Annotated in this window: 23 protein-coding genes, 2 tRNA genes and 1 riboswitch; of the genes, 2 read left to right on the forward strand and 23 right to left on the reverse strand. The window is 60.5% G+C overall.

Features of this window, described 5'->3' with window-relative positions; translation table 11 throughout:
* Positions 1-12 precede the first annotated feature (12 nt).
* The 18 genes from AC1D35_RS03375 to AC1D35_RS03460 all read right to left on the reverse strand — a co-directional run bounded on the left by AC1D35_RS03375 (position 13) and on the right by AC1D35_RS03460 (position 16,003).
* Positions 13-1,524 (reverse strand): NADH-quinone oxidoreductase subunit M, encoded by a 1,512-nt coding sequence (locus AC1D35_RS03375; protein WP_113301243.1) that lies wholly within the window; start codon positions 1,522-1,524, stop codon positions 13-15.
* On the reverse strand, positions 1,524-3,521 hold the full coding sequence (nuoL, locus tag AC1D35_RS03380; RefSeq protein WP_477938220.1) for an NADH-quinone oxidoreductase subunit L: 1,998 nt from the start codon (positions 3,519-3,521) through the stop codon (positions 1,524-1,526). Before nuoL ends, AC1D35_RS03375 begins: the two co-directional genes overlap by 1 nt.
* Positions 3,522-3,528: 7 nt before the next feature.
* Positions 3,529-3,837, reverse strand: a complete 309-nt coding sequence (gene nuoK, locus AC1D35_RS03385; RefSeq protein WP_113301241.1) for an NADH-quinone oxidoreductase subunit NuoK — start codon at positions 3,835-3,837, stop codon at positions 3,529-3,531.
* 25 nt (positions 3,838-3,862) lie between these two features.
* The gene (locus tag AC1D35_RS03390; RefSeq protein WP_113301240.1) at positions 3,863-4,480 is read right to left on the reverse strand and encodes an NADH-quinone oxidoreductase subunit J; all 618 of its coding nucleotides are present in this window, start codon (positions 4,478-4,480) and stop codon (positions 3,863-3,865) included.
* A gap of 142 nt (positions 4,481-4,622) precedes the next feature.
* On the reverse strand, positions 4,623-5,114 hold the full coding sequence (gene nuoI / locus AC1D35_RS03395; RefSeq protein WP_113301239.1) for an NADH-quinone oxidoreductase subunit NuoI: 492 nt from the start codon (positions 5,112-5,114) through the stop codon (positions 4,623-4,625).
* A 37-nt stretch (positions 5,115-5,151) separates the two neighbouring features.
* A complete protein-coding gene (gene nuoH, locus AC1D35_RS03400) occupies positions 5,152-6,195 on the reverse strand; it encodes an NADH-quinone oxidoreductase subunit NuoH (RefSeq protein WP_113301238.1) in 1,044 nt (347 codons plus the stop codon).
* 12 nt (positions 6,196-6,207) lie between these two features.
* A complete protein-coding gene (gene nuoG, locus AC1D35_RS03405; RefSeq protein ID WP_113310755.1) occupies positions 6,208-8,289 on the reverse strand; it encodes an NADH-quinone oxidoreductase subunit NuoG in 2,082 nt (693 codons plus the stop codon).
* A gap of 225 nt (positions 8,290-8,514) precedes the next feature.
* Positions 8,515-9,174: a 5' DNA nuclease gene (locus tag AC1D35_RS03410; protein WP_113310754.1), complete on the reverse strand. Its 660-nt coding sequence runs from the start codon at positions 9,172-9,174 to the stop codon at positions 8,515-8,517.
* A 3-nt stretch (positions 9,175-9,177) separates the two neighbouring features.
* Positions 9,178-10,482: an NADH-quinone oxidoreductase subunit NuoF gene (nuoF, locus tag AC1D35_RS03415; protein WP_113301235.1), complete on the reverse strand. Its 1,305-nt coding sequence runs from the start codon at positions 10,480-10,482 to the stop codon at positions 9,178-9,180.
* A gap of 12 nt (positions 10,483-10,494) precedes the next feature.
* Positions 10,495-11,646, reverse strand: a complete 1,152-nt coding sequence (locus AC1D35_RS03420) for an NADH-quinone oxidoreductase subunit E (RefSeq protein ID WP_113310753.1) — start codon at positions 11,644-11,646, stop codon at positions 10,495-10,497.
* A 16-nt stretch (positions 11,647-11,662) separates the two neighbouring features.
* Positions 11,663-11,935, reverse strand: coding sequence for a hypothetical protein (locus AC1D35_RS03425; protein WP_113301233.1), 273 nt, complete (start codon positions 11,933-11,935; stop codon positions 11,663-11,665).
* A complete protein-coding gene (locus AC1D35_RS03430; protein ID WP_113301232.1) occupies positions 11,935-13,125 on the reverse strand; it encodes an NADH-quinone oxidoreductase subunit D in 1,191 nt (396 codons plus the stop codon). Before AC1D35_RS03430 ends, AC1D35_RS03425 begins: the two co-directional genes overlap by 1 nt.
* Positions 13,126-13,191: 66 nt before the next feature.
* Complete coding sequence (locus tag AC1D35_RS03435) at positions 13,192-13,794, reverse strand: NADH-quinone oxidoreductase subunit C (protein WP_113301231.1); 603 nt, start codon at positions 13,792-13,794, stop codon at positions 13,192-13,194.
* An 18-nt stretch (positions 13,795-13,812) separates the two neighbouring features.
* Positions 13,813-14,397 carry a NuoB/complex I 20 kDa subunit family protein gene (locus AC1D35_RS03440; protein WP_113310752.1) on the reverse strand — a complete coding sequence of 195 codons (585 nt, stop codon included), beginning with the start codon at positions 14,395-14,397 and terminating at the stop codon, positions 13,813-13,815.
* Positions 14,388-14,753 (reverse strand): NADH-quinone oxidoreductase subunit A, encoded by a 366-nt coding sequence (locus AC1D35_RS03445; RefSeq protein ID WP_008521906.1) that lies wholly within the window; start codon positions 14,751-14,753, stop codon positions 14,388-14,390. The genes AC1D35_RS03440 and AC1D35_RS03445 overlap by 10 nt, the downstream gene beginning before the upstream one ends.
* 248 nt (positions 14,754-15,001) lie before the next feature.
* Positions 15,002-15,078: transfer RNA gene (locus AC1D35_RS03450), tRNA-Asp, on the reverse strand.
* A gap of 71 nt (positions 15,079-15,149) precedes the next feature.
* Positions 15,150-15,226: transfer RNA gene (locus AC1D35_RS03455), tRNA-Asp, on the reverse strand.
* 375 nt (positions 15,227-15,601) lie between these two features.
* Positions 15,602-16,003 (reverse strand): (R)-mandelonitrile lyase, encoded by a 402-nt coding sequence (locus tag AC1D35_RS03460; RefSeq protein ID WP_113311782.1) that lies wholly within the window; start codon positions 16,001-16,003, stop codon positions 15,602-15,604.
* Between the two features lie 149 nt (positions 16,004-16,152).
* Here AC1D35_RS03460 and AC1D35_RS03465 point away from each other — a divergent pair, with 149 nt between their 5' ends.
* Entirely contained in the window at positions 16,153-17,139 is a 987-nt protein-coding gene (locus AC1D35_RS03465) for an aldo/keto reductase (RefSeq protein ID WP_477851787.1), read from the forward strand.
* 71 nt (positions 17,140-17,210) lie between these two features.
* On the opposite strand, the gene AC1D35_RS03470 is transcribed toward AC1D35_RS03465, so the two are convergent.
* Positions 17,211-18,200: a zinc-dependent alcohol dehydrogenase family protein gene (locus tag AC1D35_RS03470; protein WP_113311783.1), complete on the reverse strand. Its 990-nt coding sequence runs from the start codon at positions 18,198-18,200 to the stop codon at positions 17,211-17,213.
* Between the two features lie 104 nt (positions 18,201-18,304).
* On the opposite strand from AC1D35_RS03470, the gene AC1D35_RS03475 reads away from it, so the two are divergent.
* The gene (locus AC1D35_RS03475; RefSeq protein WP_113311784.1) at positions 18,305-19,204 is read left to right on the forward strand and encodes a LysR family transcriptional regulator; all 900 of its coding nucleotides are present in this window, start codon (positions 18,305-18,307) and stop codon (positions 19,202-19,204) included.
* Positions 19,205-19,288: 84 nt separating this feature from the next.
* On the opposite strand, the gene AC1D35_RS03480 is transcribed toward AC1D35_RS03475, so the two are convergent.
* From AC1D35_RS03480 to lon, 4 genes are all read right to left on the reverse strand, one after another.
* Positions 19,289-21,490: an esterase-like activity of phytase family protein gene (locus AC1D35_RS03480; protein WP_113301285.1), complete on the reverse strand. Its 2,202-nt coding sequence runs from the start codon at positions 21,488-21,490 to the stop codon at positions 19,289-19,291.
* A 95-nt stretch (positions 21,491-21,585) separates the two neighbouring features.
* Positions 21,586-22,494, reverse strand: a complete 909-nt coding sequence (locus AC1D35_RS03485; RefSeq protein ID WP_477938221.1) for a DMT family transporter — start codon at positions 22,492-22,494, stop codon at positions 21,586-21,588.
* A 184-nt stretch (positions 22,495-22,678) separates the two neighbouring features.
* A riboswitch (FMN riboswitch) is annotated at positions 22,679-22,831 on the reverse strand.
* A gap of 121 nt (positions 22,832-22,952) precedes the next feature.
* Positions 22,953-23,228 (reverse strand): DNA-binding protein HupB, encoded by a 276-nt coding sequence (gene hupB / locus AC1D35_RS03490; protein ID WP_003558438.1) that lies wholly within the window; start codon positions 23,226-23,228, stop codon positions 22,953-22,955.
* 208 nt (positions 23,229-23,436) lie between these two features.
* On the reverse strand, positions 23,437-25,854 hold the full coding sequence (gene lon / locus AC1D35_RS03495) for an endopeptidase La (RefSeq protein WP_113311785.1): 2,418 nt from the start codon (positions 25,852-25,854) through the stop codon (positions 23,437-23,439).
* Between the last annotated feature and the right edge of the window lie 345 nt (positions 25,855-26,199).

Here is a 26,199-nt window from a genome sequence, read left to right on the forward strand (position 1 = left end):
CCTAAAGTCCCGTCATTTCATCGACAGCGCAACATTCTGCGCTGCCTGCACTGCGGCCGAATAGCTGTTGATCAGATGGTCTACTGAAGCAGCGGTCGCATCGAAGACCGGAGCCGGGTAGACGCCGAAGAAGATGGTAAGTGCGACCAGCGGATAAAGGATGACCTTTTCACGCGGCGAAAGGTCGAGCAGAGCCTTCAGCTTTTCCTTCTCCAGCGCGCCGAAGATGACCCTGCGATAGAGCCAGAGCGCATAGGCGGCCGAGAGGATGACACCGGTGGCGGCAAAGAGCGCAACCCAGGTGTTGGCACGGAAGACGCCGATCAGCGTCAGGAACTCGCCGATGAAGCCGGAGGTGCCCGGCAGGCCGACATTGGCCATGGTGAAGACCATGAAGGCGACCGCATATTTCGGCATGTTATTGACCAGGCCGCCATAGGCCGCGATCTCGCGGGTGTGGGTGCGATCATAGATGACGCCGACGCAGAGGAAGAGCGCGCCGGAGACGATGCCGTGTGACAGCATCTGGAAGATCGAACCCTGCAGGCCCTGCGCGTTCGCCGCGAAGATGCCCATCGTCACGTAGCCCATGTGGGCAACCGAGGAATAGGCAATCAGCTTCTTGATGTCGTCCTGCATCATCGCGACCAGCGAGGTGTAGATGATGGCGATCACGGACATCGCGAAGACGAGCGGCGCGAAATAGTCCGAAGCGACCGGGAACATGCCGATCGAGAAGCGGATCAGGCCGTAGCCGCCGAGCTTCAGGAGCACGCCTGCCAAGATGACGGAACCGGCCGTCGGCGCCTGGACGTGTGCGTCCGGGAGCCAGGTGTGGACCGGCCACATCGGCATCTTCACCGCAAAGGAGGCAAAGAAGGCAAGCCACAGCCAGGTCTGCATCGCCGGCGGGAACTGGTAGTTCAGAAGCTGGGCGATATCGGTCGTGCCGGCCTGCCAGTACATGGCCATGATGGCGAGCAACATCAGCACCGAGCCGAGCAGCGTATAGAGGAAGAACTTGTAGCTCGCATAGACGCGGTTCGCGCCACCCCAGACACCGATGATGAGGAACATCGGGATGAGGCCGCCTTCGAAGAAGACGTAGAAGAGAACGATATCGAGCGAGACGAAGACACCGACCATCATCACTTCGAGGATGAGGAAGGCGATCATGTATTCCTTCAGGCGCTTCTCGACCGAAAGCCAGCTTGCGAGCACACAGAAGGGCATCAGGAAGGTCGAGAGGATGATGAACAGCATCGAGATGCCGTCGACGCCGACATGGTAGCCGATGCCCGTGCCGAGCCAGCTATGCTGCTCGATCATCTGGAAGCCCGGATTGGCGTTGTCGAAGCCGATCCAGATGAAAAGCGAAAGGATGAAGGTGAAGACCGTGGTGATCAAGGAGATCCACAGCACGTTCTTGCGGCCGTTCTCGGTTTCGCCGTTCATCAGCAACAGGAGCACCACGCCGACGAGCGGCAGGAAGGTGACCGTTGAAAGAATAGGCCAATCGGTCATCAGAAGGAACTCCCGAGCATCATCCAGGTAACGAGCGCCGCAACGCCGATCAGCATCGCGAAGGCATAGTGATAGAGGTAGCCGGTCTGCAGGCGCACGACGCGGTCGGTCACGCTGACCACGCGGGCGGCAATGCCGTTCGGACCGTAGGTATCGATAACGCCGACATCACCCTTCTTCCACAGGAAGTTGCCAAGAGCCTTGGCGCTCCGGACGAAGAGGAAGTCGTAGAGTTCGTCGAAGTACCACTTGTTGAGCAGGAACTGGTACAGAACGCGGTGCTGCTGAGCGAGTTTGCGCGGCGTCGACGGCGACCTGATGTACATATACCAGGCAATCACGAAGCCGAGCAGCATGGCGATGAATGGGCTGAGGCCAACCCAGACCGGAACGTGATGGAATTCTTCCACCAGTTCGTTTTCGGCGCCGGTAAAGAGCGCACCCTTCCAGAACTCGGCATATTCCTCGCCGTAGAAGCGGCCCTCGAAGAAGTAGCCGGCAAATACCGCGCCGAGCGCGAGGAGATAGAGCGGCACCAGCATGACCTGCGGCGATTCATGGACGTGATGCATGACTTCGTGCGAAGCACGTGGCTTGCCGTAGAAGGTCATGAAGATCAGGCGCCAGGAATAGAAGCTCGTGAAGAGAGCGGCAATGACCAGCAGTGTGAAGGCGAAGCCCGCGACCGGCGAATGCGACGCATAGGCAGCCTCGATGATGACGTCCTTCGAGAAGAAGCCGGCTAAGCCGAACGGGGTAAAGGGAATGCCGACACCGGTGATCGCCAGCGTGCCAATGATCATCATACGGAACGTCCACTTGATGTGCGGACGCAGACCACCCATGTAGCGCATGTCCTGCTCGCCATCGACGGCGTGGATGACCGAGCCGGCGCAGAGGAAGAGCAGAGCCTTGAAAAAGGCGTGCGTGAAGAGGTGGAAGATTGCCGCGCCATAGGCACCGACGCCGAGCGCCACGAACATGTAGCCGAGCTGCGAGCAGGTCGAGTAGGCGATGACACGCTTGATGTCGTTCTGCACGAGGCCGACAGTGGCCGCGAAGAAGGCGGTAATCGCGCCGATCACGGTGACGACGACGAGCGCATCCGGCGAGTGTTCGAAGATCGGCGACATACGGGCGACGAGAAAGACGCCGGCGGTCACCATGGTCGCAGCATGGATGAGGGCCGAAACCGGCGTCGGGCCTTCCATGGCGTCCGGCAGCCAGGTGTGCAGCAGGAACTGCGCCGACTTGCCCATAGCGCCCATGAAGAGCAGCAGGCAGGCGCCGGTCAGCGCATGCGCCTTGTCGAGATGCATGCCGAAAAGGTTCAGGATCACTTCACCAGCCTCGCCGCCGCCTTCAGCCGGAGCGAAGGTCGAAGCATTGGCGAAGATCGTGTCGAGGTTGATCGAGCCGAACAGCACGAAGACCGTGGCGATGCCGAGCACGAAGCCGAAGTCGCCGACACGGTTGACGATAAAGGCCTTCATCGCGGCTGCCGACGCAGACGGCTTCTTGTACCAGAAGCCGATCAGCAGATACGAGGCCAGACCGACGCCTTCCCAGCCGAAGAACATCTGGGCCAGGTTGTCGGACGTCACCAGCATGAGCATGGCGAAGGTAAAGAGCGAGAGATAGGCGAAGAAGCGCGGGCGGTGCGGATCGGTATGCATGTAACCGATCGAATAGACATGCACCAGGGTCGAGACCGTGTTGACGACGATCAGCATGACCGAGGTCAGCGTATCGACACGCAGCGACCAGTATACATCGATGCCGCCGGACTGGATCCAGCGCAGAACTTCGACCTTGATCGCGCCTTCCGGATGGCCGAGCGCAACCGTGAAGAAGACGACCCAGGACAGGACGGCGGCGATGATCATCAGGCCGCTGGTGACATATTCCGACGCCTTGGCGCCGATCGCGCGGCCGAAGAGGCCGGCAATGATCGCGCCGATCAGGGGAAGGAAGACGATAGCCTTGTAGAGGAACATGAGCCGCTCAGCCCTTCATCATATTGACGTCTTCGACCGCGATCGAACCGCGGTTGCGGTAGAAGACAACGAGAATTGCGAGACCGATCGCCGCTTCGGCAGCAGCAACGGTCAGAATGAACAGTGCGAAGACCTGGCCGACGATGTCGTTGAGGAACGACGAGAAGGCGACCATATTGATATTGACCGACAGCAGGATCAATTCGACGGACATCAGGATGACGATGATGTTCTTCCGGTTCAGGAAGATGCCGAAGACGCCGATGGTGAAGAGGATGGCGCTGACCGTGAGATAGTGGGAAAGTCCGATGACCATGTTCTTTGTTCCTTGACCTCTCGGTTCAGTTCACGCCCTGCCCCGGCTTGACCTTGATCACCTCGACGGCAGTCGCGGGCGTGCGGGCAACCTGGCGGGAAATATTCTGCCGCTTGATGTGGGTGCGATGCTTCAGCGTCAGCACGATTGCGCCGATCATGGCGACCAGCAGGATCAAACCAGCGATCTCGAAGAAATAGACGTAGTTCGTATAGAGCACGTCGCCGAGGGCGGCCGTGTTGGTGCGCACGGTCGGAGCCGGGATCGGCATGGCGACGGTCTTGGCGATCTCGGGCGAGATCACGCTGCCGCCGACCACGACGATCAGTTCGGCGGCGAGGATCAGGCCGATCAGCGCGCCGATCGGCGCATATTCGAGAACACCGGCTCGAAGCTCGGTGAAGTCGATATCGAGCATCATCACCACGAAGAGGAAGAGAACAGCGACCGCGCCGACATAGACGACGAGCAGGATCATCGCCAGGAATTCGGCACCCAGCAGCAGGAAGAGACCAGCTGCATTGAAGAACACCAGGATCAGGAACAGAACCGAGTGAACCGGGTTCTTCGCCCAGATGACCATGAACGCCGACGCTATCGCGATAAAGGCGAAAAGATAGAAAAATAGAGCCTGCAGACCCATGTTGGTGCCTTTTTCATCTTCCCCCGGGCAGCCGGGAGTTTCCCTGCCCGATAGGACCTGGCGCAGCTTTCGCCGGCAAAGCCCCGGTGCATGTTGACCGCGGCGGGCAAGAGTACCCTTCCCGCGGCATTTCAAATCTCAATCAGCGGTACGGCGCGTCGATCGCCATGTTGCGGGCGATTTCACGCTCCCACCGGTCGCCGTTTTCGAGGAGCCTCTGCTTGTCGAAATAGAGCTCTTCACGGGTTTCGGTGGCGAATTCGAAATTCGGACCTTCGACGATCGCATCAACAGGGCAAGCTTCCTGGCAGAAGCCGCAATAGATGCACTTCACCATGTCGATGTCGTAACGCACCGTGCGGCGCGTGCCGTCGTTGCGGCGCGGGCCGGCTTCGATGGTGATCGCCTGGGCAGGACAGATCGCCTCGCACAGCTTGCAGGCGATGCACCGCTCTTCACCGTTCGGATAACGGCGTAGCGCATGTTCGCCGCGGAAGCGCGGGCTGACCGGACCCTTTTCGAAGGGGTAGTTGATCGTTGCCTTCTGCTTGAAGAAGTAACGCATCGACAGGAAGAACGCGCCGACGAATTCCTTGAGGAACAGCGAGTTGATGGAGGCGGACAGGCTTGCCATCTTCAATCTCCAATTTTGCCGGAAACGAGGTTGGACATCAGGCCCATCCCATCAGTTTCAGCACGAATGCAACGATGACGACCATGGCGAGCGACAGCGGAAGGAAAACCTTCCAGCCGAGACGCATGAGCTGGTCGTAGCGGTAGCGCGGCACGAAAGCCTTGACCATGGCGAACATGAAGAACACCAGGCAGGACTTCAGCAGGAACCAGATAATGCCCGGCACCCAGTTGATGAGCCAGAAATCGACCGGCGGCAGCCAGCCACCGAGGAAGAGGATCGTCGTCAGCGAGCACATCAGCACGACGGCCGCATATTCGCCGAGCATGAACATCATGTACGGAGCCGAGCCGTACTCGACCATGAAGCCGGCGACGAGTTCCGATTCCGCTTCCGGAAGGTCGAAGGGCGGGCGGTTCGTCTCGGCGAGCGCCGAGATGAAGAAGATGACGAACATCGGGAACAGCGCCAGCCAGTGCCAGTCGAGGAACGAGTTCGGCAGGCCGATCATCGTACCGAGACCGGTGCGCTGGGCGTTGACGATATCCGTCAGGTTCAGCGAACCGACGCAGAGAAGAACGGTGACGATGACGAAGCCGATCGAGACTTCGTAGGACACCATCTGCGCGGCGGAGCGCAGTGCGCCGAGGAACGGATACTTCGAGTTCGAAGCCCAGCCGCCCATGATGATGCCGTAAACTTCGAGCGAGGAGATCGCCAGAATGTAGAGGATGCCGACATTGATGTTAGCAATCACCCAGCCATCGGCGAGCGGCACGACCGCCCAGGTCGACAGCGCCAGAAGCACGGTGACGAGCGGAGCCAGCAGGAAGACAGCCTTGTTGGCGCCAGCCGGAATGACCGGCTCCTTGAAGACGAACTTCAGAAGGTCGGCGAAGGACTGGAACAGGCCAAAGGGGCCGACGACGTTCGGGCCGCGGCGAAGCTGGACGGCAGCCCAGATCTTGCGGTCGGCAAGAAGAACGTAAGCGATGAAGACCAGCAGGCAGACGAGCAGCAGCAACGACTGACCGATCATGATGATCGCCGGCCAGACATAGGTCGAGAAGAAAGAATCCATGAGTTCCTGCCCTTACTCTGCCGCGACTTTAAAATTGTTGCGGGCCAATGCCGAGCACTCGGCCATGACAGCCGAGGCGCGCGCTATCGGGTTCGTCAAATAGAAGTCTTTGACCGGCGACGCAAACCCGGATTTGTTCATCTTACCGGCTTTTTTCGCCAGTGCGGCAATTTGGGCGCTTTCACCTGCGGCGATCTCGTCAACGGCCGCGAAATGCGGGAACGCCGCATAGAGCTTGCTGCGCAATTCACCGAGCGAATCAAAGGGAAGCTTCTTGCCGAGCACGTCGGAAAGAGCGCGAATGATCGCCCAGTCTTCGCGAGCGTCGCCCGGCGCGAAGCCGGCGCGGTTGCCGATCTGGACGCGGCCTTCGGTGTTGACCCAGGTGCCCGACTTTTCCGTATAGGCGGCAGCCGGCAGAATGACGTCAGCACCATGTGCGCCGTTATCGCCATGCGAACCGATATAGACCGTGAACTTCGCCGTCTTGGCGGAGACATCGAACTCGTCGGCTCCGAGCAGGAAGAGCACGTCCATGGCCTTCAGCATCTCTGCAGCATTGGCGCCCTTGGCGCCCGGCACGAAGCCGAGGTCGAGGCCGCCGACGCGTGATGCTGCTGTGTGCAGCACGGCAAAGCCGTTCCAGCCTTCAGCGATTGCGCCGACATTGACGGCGAGCTTGGCAGCCGTTGCGAGAACGCCAGCGCCATCCGTACGGGTCAGAGCGCCCTGACCGATAATGATCATCGGCTTGGACGCCTTGGAAAGGACTTCGGCGAAGGCGTGGCCGCCGTCGAGGATGTCCTTCAGCGTATCCGGACCCGAGCCGAGATAGTCATACTTGTAGCGCAGTTCGCCGCCTTCACCGATCACGCCGATCGGGAAGCCGCCGCGGCGGAAGCGCTTGCGGATGCGGGCGTTGAGGATCGCGGCTTCGAAGCGCGGGTTCGCGCCGACGATGAGCAGCGCGTCGGCCTGTTCAATACCTGATATGGTCGGGTTGAAGAGGTAACTTGCGCGGCCGAGCGACGGATCAAGTGCCGTCCCATCCTGGCGACAGTCCAGGTTCTCGGAACCAAGCGATTTCACCAGTTCGGACAGCGCATACATTTCTTCGACAGAAGCGAGATCCCCGGCGATCGCACCGATCTTGTCGCCCGATGTCGCCGATACGGCAGCCTTGATGGCGCCGAAGGCTTCGCCCCAGCTCGCCGGCTGCAGGCGACCGTCCTTGCGGACGTAAGGGCGGTCGAGGCGCTGCGTCTTCAGGCCGTCCCAGACGTGGCGGGTCTTGTCGGAGATCCACTCCTCGTTCACGGCTTCATTGACGCGAGGCAGGATGCGCATGACTTCGCGGCCGCGGGTATCGACGCGGATCGCGGAGCCGACGGCGTCCATGACGTCGATCGATTCGGTCTTGTTCAATTCCCACGGACGAGCCGTGAAGGCGAAGGGCTTGGAGGTCAGAGCGCCGACCGGGCAGAGGTCAACGACGTTGCCCTGCAGCTCGGAGGTCATTGCCTGCTCGAGATAGGTGGTGATCTCGGCATCCTCGCCGCGGCCGATCAGGCCGAGCTCGGAAATGCCGGCGACTTCTGTCGTGAACCGGACGCAGCGCGTGCAGTGAATGCAGCGGTTCATGACCGTCTTGACGAGCGGGCCAATGTACTTGTCTTCGACGGCGCGCTTGTCTTCCTGATAGCGCGAGGTGTCGATACCGAAGGCCATGGCCTGGTCCTGCAGGTCGCATTCGCCGCCCTGGTCGCAGATCGGGCAATCGAGCGGATGGTTGATCAGGAGGAATTCCATCACGCCTTCGCGGGCCTTCTTGACCATCGGCGTGTTGGTGAAGACTTCAGGCAGTTCGCCGTTCGGGCCGCCGCGGATATCGCGCACGCCCATGGCGCAAGAAGCCTGCGGCTTCGGCGGACCGCCCTTGACCTCGACGAGGCACATACGGCAATTGCCGGCAACCGACAGACGCTCATGGAAGCAGAAGCGCGGAACTTCAGCACCGGCCTCTTCGCACGCCTGAATCAGCGTGTAATGATCCGGAACTTCGATCTCGTTACCGTCAATCTTCAGTTTTGCCATCGTCACTCAGTCCTGTTTCCCATTCGCCGGGCACCGGCAAACAAACCTATTTTTGCAACATCCATATTGCCAAGCCGGATATTTCGTCCGTTCTGGCGGCGGCATTGCCCAAATTCTCTTGCGCAAGCTCCGAGACCCGGAACCTGCCATCGGCATCCCGACCCGGAGCCCCCTGCCCCGTCGATCGATCCGCCCGTCCTCCAGCCATCGCATTCGGCTGGAAATTTATTTCTTCCTGCGGCCCCGCGTCGCCAGCACCTTGGCCTGACCGACCCAGTCGTCACGCAGGATACGGCCATCGACCCCGAGTTCGGCGTCGAAGCGAGCGACATCGTCCTCGCTCCATGCCGCGACATCGGCAAATGTTCGGATGCCTTTTTGTTTCAGCACCTGCTCGAGCTTCGGGCCGATGCCAGCCACCAGCTTGAGGTCGTCAACCTTCCTGGACCTTGCGGCTGGTTTCGCCTTGGGCGCGACCAGCTTTACGGCTTCTTCCGCCGGAGCCTCGGCGGAAACCACCGTCAGTTTCGGCCTGGCCACCCTGCGAACCGACTCGGTCTTTTGAACAGGCGGGCGAATATTCTCCGGACGAATGTCCATCTCGGGCGTCTTCTCATCCGGCGGCGTCTCGTCGAGCGCCGCTGCCGCCTTGTTCGCCGTTTCGAGGACACCTTGCCAAGCACCGAAGATGACGCCGGCCATATGTGTGGAAAGACCGAAACCGATCGCTGTGGCAGCGGCGAAAGCCGCGGCCGGATGTAGCATCATCGGGTGAACAGGCATGGCACGCGCGTTCTCCAGAACATCGGCAGCAAGACGCCCGAAGTCGGCCGCAAAATCGGCTGCCCCTTCCCTCACCTTGCTGTCGGATGTCTTTGATGTCATCGCTTACTCAGCCGCCTCCAGAACCGCACCGTGATCAAGGGCATTGGCCGTATACTGGTCGATGCGGGCTTCGATTTCCGGACGGAAGTTACGGATCAGACCCTGCACCGGCCATGCGGCGGCATCGCCGAGCGCGCAGATGGTGTGGCCTTCGATCTGCTTGGTGACCTGGAACAGCATGTCGATTTCGCGCTTCTGCGCGTTGCCGCGCGCCATACGCTCCATCACGCGCCACATCCAGCCCGTGCCTTCACGGCACGGCGTGCACTGGCCGCAGCTCTCATGCTTGAAGAAGGCCGAGATACGGGCGATCGCCTTGATGACGTCGGTGGACTTATCCATGACGATCGAGGCAGCCGTACCGAAGGAGGAGCCGACCGCGCGCAGGCCGTCGAAATCCATTGGGCAGTCGATGATGTCCTTGGCCGGAACGATCGGGCACGACGCGCCGCCTGGAATGACGGCGAGCAGGTTATCCCAGCCGCCGCGGATGCCGCCGGCGTGCCTATCGACCAGTTCGCGGAAGGTGATGCCCATTTCTTCTTCGACGGTGCACGGTTTGTTGACGTGGCCGGAGAGCATGAACAGCTTGGTGCCGACATTGTTCGGCCGACCGATGGCCGAGAACCAGCCGGCACCGCGGCGCAGGATCGTCGGGGCGACGGCGATCGATTCGACGTTGTTGACCGTCGTCGGGCAGCCGTAGAGACCCATGTTTGCCGGGAACGGCGGCTTCAGGCGCGGCTGGCCCTTCTTGCCTTCAAGGCTTTCGAGCAGCGCGGTTTCTTCGCCGCAAATGTAGGCGCCGGCACCGTGATGAACGAAGATTTCGATATCCCAGCCGAGCTTGTTGTTCTTGCCAAGCAGGCCGGCATCATAACATTCGTCGATCGCAGCCTGCAGGGCTTCGCGCTCGCGGATATATTCGCCGCGTACATAGATATAGGCAGCATTCGCACCCATGGCGAAGCTCGCGATCACGCAGCCCTCGATCAGCGTATGCGGATCGTTGCGCATGATGTCGCGGTCCTTGCAGGTGCCGGGCTCCGATTCGTCGGCGTTGACGACGAGGTAATGCGGACGGCCGTCGCTCTGCTTCGGCATGAACGACCATTTGAGACCCGTCGGGAAGCCTGCACCGCCGCGACCCCGAAGGCCGGAAGCCTTCATCTCGTCGATGATCCAGTCACGGCCCTTTTCCAGGATCTGCTTGGTGCCATCCCAGTTGCCGCGGCTCATCGCGCCCTTCAGGGATTTGTCCTTGAGGCCGTAGATGTTGGTAAAGATGCGGTCCTTATCTTGTAACATGCTTCACACCTCTTACCGCGGCTTCTTGCCGAAGACCTTGATATATTCCGCTTCGCCGCCCTTGGCGAGCGCCTTGGCCTGCTTGACCCAGTCGTCGCGCTCGATGCGGCCGCGGAAATTCAGGAAACCATCGACCCATTCGCGTTCGGCCTTCTTCCAGCCCGCGATCTGCGAGAAAGTGAAGATGCCGATTTCGTTCAACGTTGCTTCGATCTTCGGACCGACGCCGGAGATCATCTTGAGATCGTCGGGAGCGGCGGGCTTTTCGATGCCGGCCGGGCGATTCTTGTCCGTCAGCAATGGCTTTGCAGCCGCTGCAGCTGTAACTGCGACCACCGGAGCCGGCTCGGAAGCAGCCGTTCCGGAAAGAGGCTGAACTTCGGCAGCCTTCGCATTCTTCGCCGACGCCTTCGGCGCCGTCGCAGGCGTCTTCAGCGACGCATTGGTCTCGGCATCGGTGCTCTTTGGGCGAGCGGCCTCGGAGGGCGGAACCGGCGCACCGTCGGCGGGGGCGATTGCCGGGGTATCTTCGATCCGGGTGCGGCTGACGGCGACGGCGTCCAGAAGCGTCGTCGGACCGCCCTCAGGCGAGGACAGATGACGATCGATCTGCGGACCGACCTTGATGCTCGCGCCGTTGCCAGCCCCGAATGTATCGATGATCTCTTCCAGGCGCTCCGGCGTCAGATCCTCATAGGTGTCCTTGCCGATCATCACCATGGGCGCGTTGACGCAAGCCCCGAGACATTCGACCTCTTCCCAAGAGAGCGTGCCTTCGGCGTTACGTTCGAAGGGATGCTGGTGGATCTTGCTGCGGCAGACGCCCATCAGCTTTTCCGAGCCGCGCAGCATGCAGGGCGTCGTGCCGCAAACCTGCACGTGAGCGCGGGTGCCGACAGGATGAAGCTGGAACTGGGTGTAGAAGGTCGCTACCTCGAGAACACGGATATAGGCCATGTCCAGCATGTCGGCGATCTTTTCGATCGCCGGACGGGTGACCCAACCATCCTGCTCCTGCGCACGCATCAACAGCGGAATGACCGCTGACTGCTGACGGCCTGCGGGATATTTCTGAATCGTCTTTTCCGCCCAGACCGCATTTTCATCGCTGAAAGCGAATGCGGCCGGCTGGAATTGATCTTCGGCTAATCGACGAACGGACATTCTTCCTCACGCCTTGTCAGTTTAGCGTTCCACACCGCGAAGCAGTCAAAGACTGCATTTCACAGGCATAGGCCGACTGGTCTTTTTGCATAAATACCACGAACTTGCCGCCATTCGGCACGGCGGCCTTGATTTGATAGCCCTTGGACAAAAGCTCGCCCATGGACGATTGCTCCGCCGGCGGCTGTGCTTCCTCGTGGCCCAGCGGCGTGCCGAGCTTTCCGGCCTCCTGCGCAAAGGCGGAGGAAGCCGAAAGAAGAAGTGCAGCTGCGAGCGGCAGAGCCTGCATCAGCGATCCACCTCGCCGAACACGATGTCGAGCGAGCCGAGAACGGCCGCGACGTCGGCAAGCTGGTGGCCACGGCACATGAAGTCCATTGCCTGCAGGTGCGCATAACCCGGGGCGCGGATCTTGCAACGGTAAGGCTTGTTGGTACCGTCGGAGACGAGGTAGACGCCGAACTCGCCCTTCGGCGCCTCGACGGCAGCGTAAACTTCGCCGGCCGGAACGTGATAGCCTTCGGTGTAGAGCTTGAAGTGGTGGATCAACGCTTCCATCGAGCGCTTCATCTCGCCGCGCTTCGGCGGAACGACCTTCCCGTCTATGGAGGAGAAGGGCCCTGCCTTGGCATCACCGAGCAGGCGATTGACGCACTGCTTCATGATCTTCACCGATTCGCGCATCTCGATCATGCGGATCAGGTAACGATCGTAGTTGTCGCCGTTCTTGCCGATCGGAATGTCGAACTCAAGATCCGAATAGCATTCATAGGGCTGCGCGCGACGCAGGTCCCAGGCGGCGCCCGAACCGCGTACCATCACGCCAGAGAAGCCCCAGGCCCAGCAATCCTCCAGCGAAACCACGCCGATATCGACGTTACGCTGCTTGAAGATGCGGTTGCCGGTCAGAAGATCGTCGATATCATCGAGCTTGCCCGGGAATTGGTCGCACCACTTGCCGATATCCTGCACCAGATCTTCCGGCAGGTCCTGGTGGACGCCACCCGGACGGAAATAGGCGGCATGCATGCGGGAGCCGGAAGCACGCTCGTAGAACACCATCAGCTTTTCGCGCTCTTCGAAGCCCCAGAGCGGCGGCGTCAACGCGCCGACGTCCATGGCCTGCGTCGTGACGTTCAGAAGATGCGACAGGATACGGCCGATTTCCGAATAGAGAACGCGGATGAGCTGGCCGCGAATCGGGATTTCGATGCCCAGCAGCTTTTCGACCGCCATCGCATAGGCATGTTCCTGGTTCATCGGCGCCACGTAGTCGAGGCGGTCGAAATAGGGAACGGCCTGCAGGTAGGTCTTGGTCTCGATCAGCTTTTCGGTACCGCGGTGCAGCAGGCCGATATGCGGATCGACGCGCTCCACGATTTCGCCGTCAAGCTCCAGCACAAGACGCAGAACGCCGTGTGCTGCCGGATGCTGCGGCCCGAAATTGATGTTGAAGTTACGGACGTTATGTTCGGTCATGGCGATGGGCTCGCTTTTTCAGGTAGTCAGTGAACAGCGGGCGAAAGCCCGCCACACGCCTCAAACTTACTGCTTCGCCTTTTCGTCGCCCGGCAGCACGTATTCCGTGCCTTCCCAGGGGGACAAGAAATCGAAATTGCGGAATTCCTGCTTCAGTTCGACAGGTTCGTAAACGACGCGCTTTGCCGCATCGTCGTAGCGAACCTCGACGAAACCGGTCGTCGGGAAGTCCTTGCGCAGCGGATGACCCTCGAAACCGTAGTCGGTCAGGATGCGGCGCAGGTCCGGATGGCCGGTGAAGAGGACGCCGTACATGTCCCAGGTCTCGCGCTCGAACCAGTCGGCGCCCGGATAGACGGCGCAAGCGGACGGAACCGGCGTATCCTCGTCGGTCGCCACCTTCACCCGGATGCGCAGGTTCTGCTTCGGAGACAAGAGATGATAAACGACATCGAAGCGCAGCTCGCGCTGCGGCCAGTCGACACCACAAATGTCAATCATGTTGATGAAGCCACATTTGGCATCATCGCGCAGGAAGGTCAGCAACGGAATCAAATTGTCGCCAGTCGTCGTCAGCGTCAGCTCGCCGTATTTGAGCTGCGAGGCGGCAATCAGATTGCCGCGCGCTTCCGAAACGTAGGACGAAAGCTCAGTGAGGGCTTCGCTCATAATTTCCTGTCCTTGCCCTTAGCGTTCGATCGTGCCGGTGCGGCGGATCTTCTTCTGCAGCAGTAGCACGCCGTAAAGCAGTGCTTCCGCCGTGGGGGGACAGCCCGGCACGTAGATGTCGATCGGCACGACGCGGTCGCAACCACGAACCACCGAATAGGAATAGTGATAGTAGCCGCCGCCATTGGCGCAGGAGCCCATCGAGATAACGTAACGCGGCTCGGGCATCTGGTCGTAGACCTTGCGGAGCGCGGGGGCCATCTTGTTGGTCAACGTGCCGGCGACGATCATGACGTCCGACTGGCGCGGCGAGGCGCGCGGCGCAAAACCGAAGCGCTCGACGTCGTAACGCGGCATGGAGAGCTGCATCATCTCGACGGCGCAGCATGCGAGACCGAAGGTCATCCACATCAGCGAGCCGGTACGAGCCCAGTTGATCAGCTCATCGGTCGAGGTGACGAGGAAACCCTTGTCGGCGAGCTCATTGTTGATCTCACCGAAGAATGCGTCGTTGCTGCCGATCGGCTTACCGGTCGAGGGATCAATGATCCCCTTCGGCTGCTGCGCGACAAGCGTCTGATTGCCAGCGGGGGCTACTCCCATTCCAGGGCTCCCTTCTTCCATTCATAGATAAAGCCGATGGTCAGCACGAGGAGGAAGACCATCATGGACCAGAAGCCGAACCAGCCGATGGCGCCGAAGGAAACGGCCCACGGAAAGAGGAAGGCGACCTCAAGGTCGAAGATGATGAAGAGAATCGACACGAGGTAGAAGCGGATATCGAACTTCATACGAGCGTCGTCGAATGCGTTGAAGCCGCATTCGTAAGCCGAAAGCTTTTCCGAATCGGGCGCCTTGAAGGCAACGGCAAACGGCGCAATGAGAAGCGCCAGGCCAATTACGAGCGCGATGCCGATGAAAATAGCGATCGGAATATAGGAACTGAGCAGTTCAGTCATCATGTTCATCCCTGCTTGCGGGCGGCGCCTGGCGGCGCAACTGGGCAAATGCCCGGCAAGCGAACGTGCGTTGCAACAAGCCGTGGTTAGCGCAGCCGGAGCCCCGGCGCAAGACTTTTACAGAAGCTATTCGAACAGCGTGAGAAGGACATTATCAAGCAGATGCAACGATGTCGCGACAAATCCGTAAAAGTTGCGGAAGGCCGCATGGCTGACCCTCGGAAACTGCATGGCTTTCAGGAAGAAAATGGCGCGAGTGACGGGGCTCGAACCCGCGACCTCCGGCGTGACAGGCCGGCACTCTAACCGACTGAGCTACACCCGCGCATTGGACCTTTCGGACCGTGAAGATACCACGAAACCGGACAGAGGCGACGATTTGCCGCCTGCTTGAAATGGCGCGAGTGACGGGGCTCGAACCCGCGACCTCCGGCGTGACAGGCCGGCACTCTAACCGACTGAGCTACACCCGCATTCTTTCAAGCAATCCGGTGCCTGAGCACCCTCTCCGAACGGGCTGGCCGTTGGGATGAGCGGCTAACTAAGGGGTTCGCCTTTTAGTGTCAAGCAGGTTTGGAGACAAAACCATGACAGTCCTGAAATTGTTTCGGAAAGTTGCGCCGATCCCCGGCAAGTCGGCAATTCCGCTTTGCCCGCACGAGCTTGCCGCCGAAGCGCTTGGCCATGCGTTCCGTGTCACCCCTCACGCTGATCCGCTGCGCCGCGTTTTCCACAATCGGTCAGCGCGGATAGAGCGCAGGCGCCTGAAACACCCTCCTCTCCTGCGACAAATATCCGAAACGGATGTCCGGATAGCATGCACGTGTCTCTTAGAGGCTAAACGCACATCAGGCCTTGCCGGCATATTCTTCGTTGCTGACCTGCTCTAGCCAGTCCGCAACGCTGCCATTCAATGCCTCCTGGATGGCGATATGGCTCACCGCGCTCTCGGGGCTTGCGCCATGCCAATGTTTCTCGCCCGGCGGGAACCACACGACATCACCCGGGCGGATTTCCCTGATTTCCCCACCCCATGTCTGGGCGAGACCTCTGCCTGACGTAACGATCAGCGTCTGACCCAGGGGATGGGTATGCCAGGCGGTGCGCGCGCCAGGCTCGAAGGTTACGTGAGATGCCCGCACGCGCGCCGGCTCCGGCGCCTCGACGAGCGGATCGAGGCGGACGGAGCCGGTGAAATAATCGGCCTGACCTTTTGTGGAGGGGCGTGAGCCTGCGGTCTTGATATCCATGATCTCTCCTGTTCTTCCGTCGTCTGCGATTAAAGCCGTCGTGGACAAGGATATTTGATCGCAGCAGGCGATCCAAGCGGCATCGGCAATTGCCGCCCCACCCGGCGGCTGCTACTGCGAAGGCCTTTCATCACGAACGGAGGATTTCCATGAAACATCATGCTTTCGGCCGCCTGCCCTTCACCGTCACTGATGTCGGCTTCGGCGCCTGGCAGATCGGTGGCTCCTGGGGCGATGTCAGCGAAGCGGACGGCCGCGCCGCTCTGAATGCCGCGCTCGACGCCGGCATGACGTTTATCGACACCGCCGATGTCTACGGCGACGGCCGCTCCGAAAAGATCATCGCCGACGTGCTGACGGCGCGCGGTGGCGAACGCCCGATGGTCGCGACCAAAGCCGGCCGCCGTCTCAATCCGCACGTCACTGAGGGCTACACCAAAGCCAATCTGGAAGGCTTCATCGATCGCAGCCTGAAAAACCTGCAGGTGGACAGCCTCGACCTCGTACAGCTTCACTGCCCGCCGACGGAGGTGCTCTATCGCCCCGAGGCCTTCGCAGGTCTGGACGAGTTGCAGAAGGCCGGCAAGATCCGGGGCTACGGCGTCAGTGTCGAAAAGGTCGAGGAAGCGCTGAAGGCGATCGAATATCCCGGCGTCGTCAGCATCCAGATCATCTACAATATCTTCCGCCAGCGTCCCGATCACCTGTTCTTCGGTGAAGCCCGTCGCAAGAACGTGGCGATCATCGCGCGCGTGCCGCTTGCAAGCGGCCTGCTCTCCGGCAAGATCACCCGCGACACGAAGTTCGCAAGCGATGACCATCGCAACTTCAACCGCAACGGCGAGGCCTTCGATGTCGGTGAGACCTTCTCGGGCGTGCCTTTCGAGGTCGGCCTGCGGGCAGTCGAGGAAGTGCGCAAGCTCGTGCCGGCAGGTGCCAGCATGGCCGCCTTTGCGCTGCGCTGGATCCTGATGGCGGAAGCCGTCACCGTCGTCATCCCTGGTGCACGCAATGCCGAGCAGGCCAAGGCGAACGCAGGCGCTGCCGATCTTGCGCCGCTCTCTGCCGATGTCATGGCCGCGACGCGCGAGATCTACGAGCGTCTGATCGCACCGCATGTGCATCAGCGCTGGTAGGCACTGACTGCTCTTCAGGCCCGACCGGCTGAATCGGCCGGGCCTGAGATATTCGTTCGGCGCGAACCGGATCAAACCGTCAGGACAATCTTGCCGAACTGCTCGTTCGATTCCAGGAAGCGATGCGCCTCAACGATCTGCTCGAACGGGAATGTCCTCGCTATGACGGGTTCGAGAGCCCCGGATTCTAGCCCTTCCAGTATGAAGCGCTTTGCCGCTTCCAGTCGGGCCGGATCGCGCGTGATCTCATGAACGAGATAGCCCCGCAGCGTCAGGAATTTGCCGAGTACGGCGGGCAGCGGAAAAGGTGTTGGCGCCGTGCTCAGTCCACCATATTCGATCAGAATGCCGCCCAAGGACATTGCTGCCGTCAGCGGTCCGAAGATCGGGCCTGCCACGGCATCGAAGACGACGCGGACGCCTTCCGGCCCGGCGATTTCACTCAGTCTTGCCTCAATGTCCTCTTCCTGCGATGCAATCACGTGCGCAGCACCGACATCCTGTAGTGACTGACGTTTTTTCCCGGTCCTGGTGATCGCGATCGGCGTGGCGCCCACCATGTTGGCGATCTGGATCGCGGCAATCCCCACGCTGCTCGATGCCGCAGTAACCGCAATGAAATCCCCCTTCTGCAGCCGAGCAATATCGATGAGCGCGCCATAGGCGGTGAGATACTGCATCCAGGTCGCGGCCGCCGTCACCCAGGAGAGAGACGGCGGATGCCTGACGACGGATTCGGCGTTGAATGTGACGAGTTCACCATAAGCGGGCGTGCGCACCATGGAGGTCGGCGGAATGATGCTGACGCCGTCACCCGGCGCAACACTCTCCACGCCCTCGCCTACCGCTTCGACGATGCCGGCCGCCTCCAGACCCAGGCCAGACGGCAGAGGTGCCATCTCGATGTAGGCGCCGGACCGCAGCAGCGCCTCGGCCCTGTTGATGCCCAGCGCCTTGACCCGGATTTGAACCTGCCCCGGCCCGGGTGGTGTCACATCAACATGTTCAATGCGAAGAACCTCGGGACCGCCGAGTTCGTGAAAGCGGATTATGCGTGCCATTTGCCATCAACTCCAAAACGATTGAAACGAATGAGCTATGACGACTGAGCAGTTGAAGATAAATTGGCCGAAGAGCAAGACAGAAGAAACCATGAGTTTGTAATATGGATCACCTCACCAGCATGACCGTTTTTGTGAAGGCCGTCGATCTCGGCTCCTTTGCCGCAGCGGCGACCGCGCTTGGCCTGTCCGGGCCGATGGTCGGCAAGCACATTCGGTTTCTAGAGGAGCGGCTGGGTGTCAGCTTGCTCAATCGCACGACGCGCCGCCAGAGCCTGACGGATTTTGGGCGTGCCTATTACGAACGCTGCCGGATGATCCTTGCCGAGACGGAGGCGGCAGACGCACTCGCAATCGATCACCTTTCCGAACCCTGCGGAAAGCTGCGTGTCGCCATGCCAGCGCATTTCGGCCGGCACTGCGTGCTCCCGGTTCTGCTCGAACTCGCCCGGCGATATCCAAATCTAGAACTCAACCTGTCGCTCGGCGATCCCATCGTCGATCTTGCAGAAGACGGCTATGATCTCGCGATCCGCACCGGAGAACTCGAGGACCGGTCGCACGTCATCGCTCGTCGCCTGGCGCGTCAGCGCATGGTGGTCTGCGCCTCGCGGGCCTATCTCGAGGTACACGGCAGGCCGCAGCAACTGGAGGATCTCGGCAGGCATGACGCGATAATTTACGCGCGCTCGGCTCGCTTTCGCCCCTGGCTCTTTCCGCGCATCGACCACCCTCCCCTGGAAATCCGGCCGAACAGCCGGCTGCGGCTCGATGATCTCGATGCGATTGCCGACGCGGCGGTGGCCGGCATGGGGCTTGCCTGGCTACCCTATTGGCTGATTCGCGACCGCGTACAGGCAGGAACGCTCGACGTGCTGCTGTCGGAGCAGCCGGCGTTTCTCTACGACTGCCATGCCCTTTGGCTACAGACACCGCATTTGCCGCTCAAAGTCCGCCTTGCCGTCGACGCCTTGGCGGCTGCCCTTCCCAGATTCATGACCTAGGCACGCCAGATCGCCCGACACGATTGGACCAAAGAAAAAAGGCCGGGCGAAAACCCGGCCTTTCCATCTCGTGGAAATGCGAACTCAGTTCGTGGCGGTCAGGTTGACAGGGAAGAAGAGGGTCTCGCCCGAAGAATCGCTGACGCCGTCGTTGTCGGTCACGGCAAAGGCCTTGCCCGATGCGTCGAAGGCGAAGCCTTCCAGCTTGTCGAGAACATAGCCGTTGGTGGCCGACTTCAGGTCGCCGATGAAGTCATGGGCTTCCGTTTTCTTGACGACAGGCAGTTCGCCGCCGAGCTTGCCCGGCTTCAGGTCGGAGATTGCGACCTTGTAGAGCTTCTTCAGCTTGGCTGCATCGCCGACGAGGTTGTCGCGTTCGATGATGTAGACGCTGTCGCCCTGGGCGGTAATTTCGGAGAGGCCGACCCAGCCGCCTTCGCTCTTGTCGAGCGGGTAGCGAACGCCGCCCCATTCCTTCTTCTTCGGGTTATAGGAGAGAAGCTTCACGAAGCCCTTCTGATCGTCGTTCCACTCGCGCTGAACGGCCATCCAGAGCGTTGCATCGTCGCCAGTGCCGATGATCGTTACACCTTCGAAGCCATAGCGGATTTCGTTGGCGAGCAGTTCCTTCGGCAGGGCGATCTCGGTCTTGATGTCGCCCTTGGCGGTCACGTTGTAGAGGGCGTGCGGCACGAGACGCTCGGTATAGCCTTCCGAAGCCAGCCAGAAGGAACCGTCGGCAGCAACAGCGATGCCTTCGATATCGAGCTTCTGAGCCGGAGCACCGTCACGCTTGACGACAAGTGCATCGGTGATGACGGCCGGCTTCTTGGTGGCATCGATCGTGTAGATCGTCGGCTGCGAGCCCAGGACGCTGTCGCTGACGGCGTAGAGCATGCCCGGCTTGCCCGGGACGGCGGCGAGTCCCGAAAGGGCTGCAAAGCCGATCGGGTTGCCGTCTTTCTCGGCGGAGACGATGTGCGGATAGGCCTTTTCGCCTTCGCCGCGCTCATAGATCATGACGTGCGAACGCGTGCCCCCATCTTTGCCGAGGTCGAGTTCGTTGGCGGTGGCAAACAGGTTACGCTGCGGAATGGCAATCGCGCCTTCCGGGGAAATGCCTGACGGCAAAATCTGCAGCAGTTCCGGATCAGCACCCGTATCCTTGTAGACGCCGACGACGGAAGCGCGCTCGGCGAGCACGAAGAACAGATTGTCATCGCCGAACTTGGCGGCTTCGAGACCCTCCGGTTCGACGCCCTTCGACGAGGAGCGGCTTTCCGGATAATGGCCGAGGGCCGCTACGGCGCGCTCGAAAGAGCTACCCGATTCGTAGAGAACCTTGCCGGTCTTGTCGAAGATGGTGAAGCCGCGCGAGCCGCCTTCATAGTCGCCTTCGTTGGCGACGACGAGACGGTTGTCGTCCAGCCACTTCACGGCGTCCGGCTCGCGCAGGACGCCCTTCTTCTCGCCGGTGAACTTCAAGGCGCCGTCACGCTTGGTGTCGATGCCCGAAAGATCGGTGCTGCCGGCGGTGAAGTGTGTCTTCACCGTGCCGGTCGTGCCGTCGAGAATGATGATCTCGTTGTTTTCCTGCAGCGTGAGCGCAATTTCGTTCTGGCTGTTGAAGGCAACGAATTCCGGCTCCGGATCTTCCGGGGCAACGCCTGTGAGACCGGTCAGGGCGACATGCTTGATCGTGCCGCAATCGACGGTGCCGTCGGTCTTGACCTGGAAGACGACGAGGTCGCCAGCCGGCATCTGCGGGATCTTGCCGTCGTTGACCTCTTCGTCGCGCTCATTTTCGATGGCAATGGTGCCGAGCGTCCTGTCCTTGTTGAGGGCGATCGAATCAGGCTGACCGCCGAGATCGCAGGTCGCGTCGATCTTCTTGCTGGCGATATCGACGATCGCCAGACGACCGGACGGCTTCTGCTTGCTCTCGCTGGTGTTGACTGCGACGAGCGCCTTGCCGGCTGCTGATGTGACCGAGGTCGGCTCGCCGTCCATCATCAGCGCGCCGCCGGCCTTGGGTGCCTTGGCATCTGTGATGTCGATGAAGCCGATCGCGCCGAGCGGGCTATCGCTGTAGATCAGCGTGTTGCCATCCTGCGAGGCGGTGATGATTTCGGCCGAGGTGGTCGAAAGCTTGTCCTTGTCGGCCGGCAGGTTGGTCGCGACCGGGAAAGAGGCGATGCGGTTGAAAACCGGCTCAGCCGCTGCCGGGAAGGCAACGGACGCGAAAAGCACGGCAGCAATCGCTGCCTTGCGCGAAGACGATGTCATTGAAAATCCCCCAATGCCGAAAAAATCGAACAGAGGTTTTTTGCGGGACTGCCATGACAGACACATGACAGCCTGCGACATTTGTACAGTTCGCGTCAGGCCGCCTGCCGTTCGCGAAGCATCTCGATGCGCATGATGAAGAGCGACGCGGCGAGAATGAGCGCTGCCCCGAGCCACAGATAACCAGCCGGCGCATAGCCGAAGAAAAGCCAACCCGCGAGCACGTTCAACGGCAGCTTCAGGTCATCGAAGGGCTGCACATAGGCGGCGTCGGCACTCGCATAGGCAAGGGTCAGCAGATATTGCGCCACGACCGTCAGGAGGCCTGCCAGAAGGAAAAGCGCAAGCGCTGCGCCCGTCGGCACTGCGAAGCCCGCTGCGAGCGCCAGGCCGCCATTGATCGGCGTCAGCAGCACTAGCAGCCAGACGGTGATCGTCTCCGGCTTCTCGATGCCGGTCAGGCTCTTGGTGATGAGCGAGGAGGCGCCCCAAAGCAGGGCCGAGATAACAGGTAGAAGTGCCGCCCAGGTGAAGCTGTCCGACCAAGGCTGAAGGATGATCATCGCTCCGACAAAGCCTGTTCCCGTCGCCATCCAGCGAGCAGGTCCGACCCGTTCGCCGAGGAACAGGCGCGCGCCGAGAATGATGAAGAAGGGCGAGGTCATGACGAGCGCGATCGCCTGCCAGATCGGCACCGAGGCAAGGCCGGAAACCCAGGCCTCGACGCCGAGCGCGGCAAAGACGACGCGCACGACATGCCGCCAGGGATAGTCCGTGCGCATGGCGGAAAGACCGACCTTGCGCAGGAAGGGCAACGAAAAAAGAAAGGCGAAGCCGTATTGCCAGAAGGCTGCGGAAGTCGCCGGGAAGGCAAGCGTCATCGTGAGCCACTGGGTGACGACATTGAGGAGCGAGAAGACGACGCCTCCAAGCACCATGAAGGCTGCACCGGCAACGGCGCGGGAATGCGAGACTGCAAGGGAATTCTGATTCATGTCTTCCATCCGGACTACAGCGCCGCGCGTCTTTTCAGACGCGCAAAGGACGCTGTCGAACTTTGAATTGCTGCATAATTTCGCCCCTAAATCGATTCCGACTTGGGGAATTATGCAGGAGACCAAACATAAATCAGGACGCATGAGGCGACGGCACGCAGACGCCTGCAGATCCCTGCCCGCGCGCGGCCATGCTCATTCTCTTTCATCCGGACTTTAACCGTCGGCTCCGGAATCACACCGGATCTGCTGACCCTTTCCAAGCCGAGGCTTGAGAAGGCGCTCGCGGGCTCAGGCCTTAGCCCTTACCGCCGGTGGGGACTTTCACCCCGCCCTGAGAACATTGTCGTCGTAAGACAAAGTACCGAGTGCCGCAAGCGGCGAAAACAAAAAGGGGTCCGGCGATGCCGAACCCCCTCAAAATCCTGCACGGCCGTTCTCGTTTACGGCCAGCGGACAATCTCGTATCAGCCGTTGACGGCGTCCTTCAGGCCCTTGCCGGGCGTGAACTTCGGCACGTTGCGTGCCGGGATGTCGACTTCGGCGCCGGTCGACGGGTTGCGACCCTTCGTGGCAGCGCGATGAGAAACCGTGAAGCTGCCGAAGCCAGCAAGACGGATGTCGCCCTTGTTCTTCAGTTCAGCCTGCACAACATCAAAAACTGCGTCGACGGCAGATGCTGCGTCAGACTTCGTGAGTCCAGCCTTTTCGGCTACTGCGGACACGAGTTCATTCTTGTTCATGTTTCCACCCCTTTCTCTATGGTTTGAAACAACTCAATCTGTAAGCTAGGCGCAGAAATCGCTTTTATCAGGCCCGCCGGGAACCCAAAAACCCTGCAAATCAAGGAAAAGCAAGCGCCTACATGACGTTTTCACAAAAAAAGGCCGGCGTTACCGCCGGCCTTTTTCAAGATTTGTAACAATTGGGCATAAATGTGGCGGCCAAGGCTCAATGAGCTATGGTCGCACCTGCATCATCAAGCCCTTCGACCGTCGCAATGACGGGCGTTTCCACCGTGCCATCCCACTCGATCGGCTCGGGACGACGCAGCAGCGCATGCTTGATCACTTCGCCCATGCGGGAGACCGGAATGATCTCCATGTTGTTCTTCACATTGTCCGGAATCTCGGCCAGATCCTTGGCATTCTCTTCCGGAATCAGCACCTTCTTGATGCCGCCGCGAAGCGCAGCGAGCAGCTTTTCCTTCAGGCCGCCGATCGGCAGAATGCGACCGCGCAGGGTGATTTCACCCGTCATTGCCACATCCTTGTTGACCGGAATGCCAGTCATGATCGAGACGATCGCGGTTGCCATGGCGACACCGGCCGACGGACCATCCTTCGGCGTCGCGCCTTCCGGCACGTGCACGTGAATGTCGCTCTTGTCGAAGCGCGGCGGCTCGATGCCGAAATCGACGGCGCGCGAGCGGACATAAGATGCCGCTGCCGAGATCGATTCCTTCATCACTTCCTTCAGGTTGCCGGTGACGGTCATGCGGCCCTTGCCGGGCATCATGACGCCTTCGATCGTCAGCAGTTCGCCGCCGACTTCCGTCCAGGCAAGACCCGTGACAACACCAACCTGATCTTCGCGTTCGGCTTCGCCGTGGCGGAAGCGCGGAACGCCGAGATAGTCGTCGATGTTCGCCGCCGTGACATGAACCGCCTTCGTCTTGCCCTTGATGATCTCGGTGACCGCCTTGCGGGCGAGCTTCATCAGTTCGCGTTCGAAGTTACGGACACCGGCTTCGCGGGTGTACTGCTGGCTGATCGCCATCAGGGCATCGTCGCTGACCGAGAATTCGTTCGGCTGCAGCGCATGTTCCTTGATGGCCTTCGGCAGCAGATGTCGCTTGGCGATCTCGCGCTTTTCGTCTTCGGTGTAGCCGGCGATACGGATGACTTCCATGCGGTCCATCAGCGGAGCCGGAATGTTCAGCGTATTCGCCGTGGTGATGAACATCACGTCAGACAGGTCGTATTCGACTTCCAGGTAGTGGTCCATGAAGGTCGAGTTCTGAGCCGGGTCCAGCACCTCGAGCAGAGCGGAAGACGGATCGCCGCGATAGTCCTGGCCAAGCTTGTCGATCTCATCCAGAAGGAAGAGTGGGTTCGACTTCTTCGCCTTCTTCATCGACTGGATGACCTTGCCGGGCATCGAGCCGATATAGGTACGGCGGTGACCGCGGATTTCAGCTTCGTCACGAACGCCGCCGAGAGCCATGCGAATGTACTCGCGGCCGGTCGCCTTGGCGATCGACTGGGCAAGCGAGGTCTTGCCGACACCCGGAGGGCCGACGAGGCACAGGATCGGGCCCTTGATCTTGGTAGCGCGAGCCTGAACCGCCAGATACTCGACGATGCGCTCCTTGACCTTGTCGAGACCGAAGTGATCGGCTTCGAGGATCTTCTCGGCATTATTGAGATCGGACTTGATTTTCGACTTCTTGCCCCAGGGTATACCGAGCAGCCAGTCCAGATAATTGCGCACGACGGTGGCTTCAGCCGACATCGGGCTCATCTGGCGCAGCTTCTTCAGTTCAGCGTCAGCCTTCTCACGGGCTTCCTTGGAGAGCTTCGTCTTGGCGATGCGCTCTTCCAGTTCGCTCATCTCGTCGCGGCCTTCCTCGCCATCGCCGAGTTCCTTCTGGATCGCCTTCATCTGCTCATTCAGATAGTATTCGCGCTGGGTCTTCTCCATCTGACGCTTGACGCGAGAGCGGATGCGCTTTTCGACCTGCAGGACCGAGATCTCGCCTTCCATGAAGCCGAGGGCCTTTTCGAGGCGGCCCTTGACGCTGGTGGTTTCCAGCATCTCCTGCTTCTCGGTGATCTTGATCGACAGATGCGAGGCGACCGTATCGGCGAGCTTGGAATAGTCGTCGATCTGGCTGGCCGCACCGACAACCTCGGGCGAAATCTTCTTGTTGAGCTTCACGTAGCTCTCGAATTCCGACACGACGGAGCGGGAGAGCGCTTCCAGCTCGACCGGATCGTCATGCGGCTCTTCGAGCACATGGCCAAGGGCCTCGTAGAAATCTTCGCGGCCTGTGTAGCTGTCGATCTCGGCGCGGGCGCGGCCTTCGACCAAAACCTTGACGGTGCCGTCAGGCAGCTTCAAGAGTTGCAGCACATTCGCGACCGTACCAACGCGGTGGATCGCCGACGGGTCCGGATCGTCGTCGCTGGCGTTGATCTGGGTGACCAGCATGATCTGCTTGTCGGAACCCATGACCTCTTCGAGCGCGCGGATAGACTTTTCCCGCCCGACGAACAGCGGCACGATCATATGGGGGAAAACCACGATGTCGCGCAGAGGCAGAACAGGATAGGCGGTGCTGCTCGCTACAGACGTTTTCTTCGTCATTTTTATTCCTTTCCATCGTCCCGTTACCGGGCTCTTTGGCGCGGCCGCTTGGGAACCGGCCGGCACTCTCACTTGTTGTTACAAGTGGAGGTTCTGACTACGCTTTTCAAGCCACGTTAACGCCCGCGTTCCACGGTTGTGACAGCTTTATTACACTGGAACGCCACCACAATGAAGCGCCTGACTGGAGCGACGCTTACCATTTCCGATCCGCCTAAAATAACAACGCCAGCAACACGCTACGGAATCACAGCATCATTGCCAAGGGTCATCGTTTGCGCAACATCGGCAACGGCTGTTTTCAACCTTGCCCGCAACTATTATCAGGGCGCGGCACCTGTTTTC

Source organism: Rhizobium sp. P1_E6 (genome assembly GCF_056405875.1).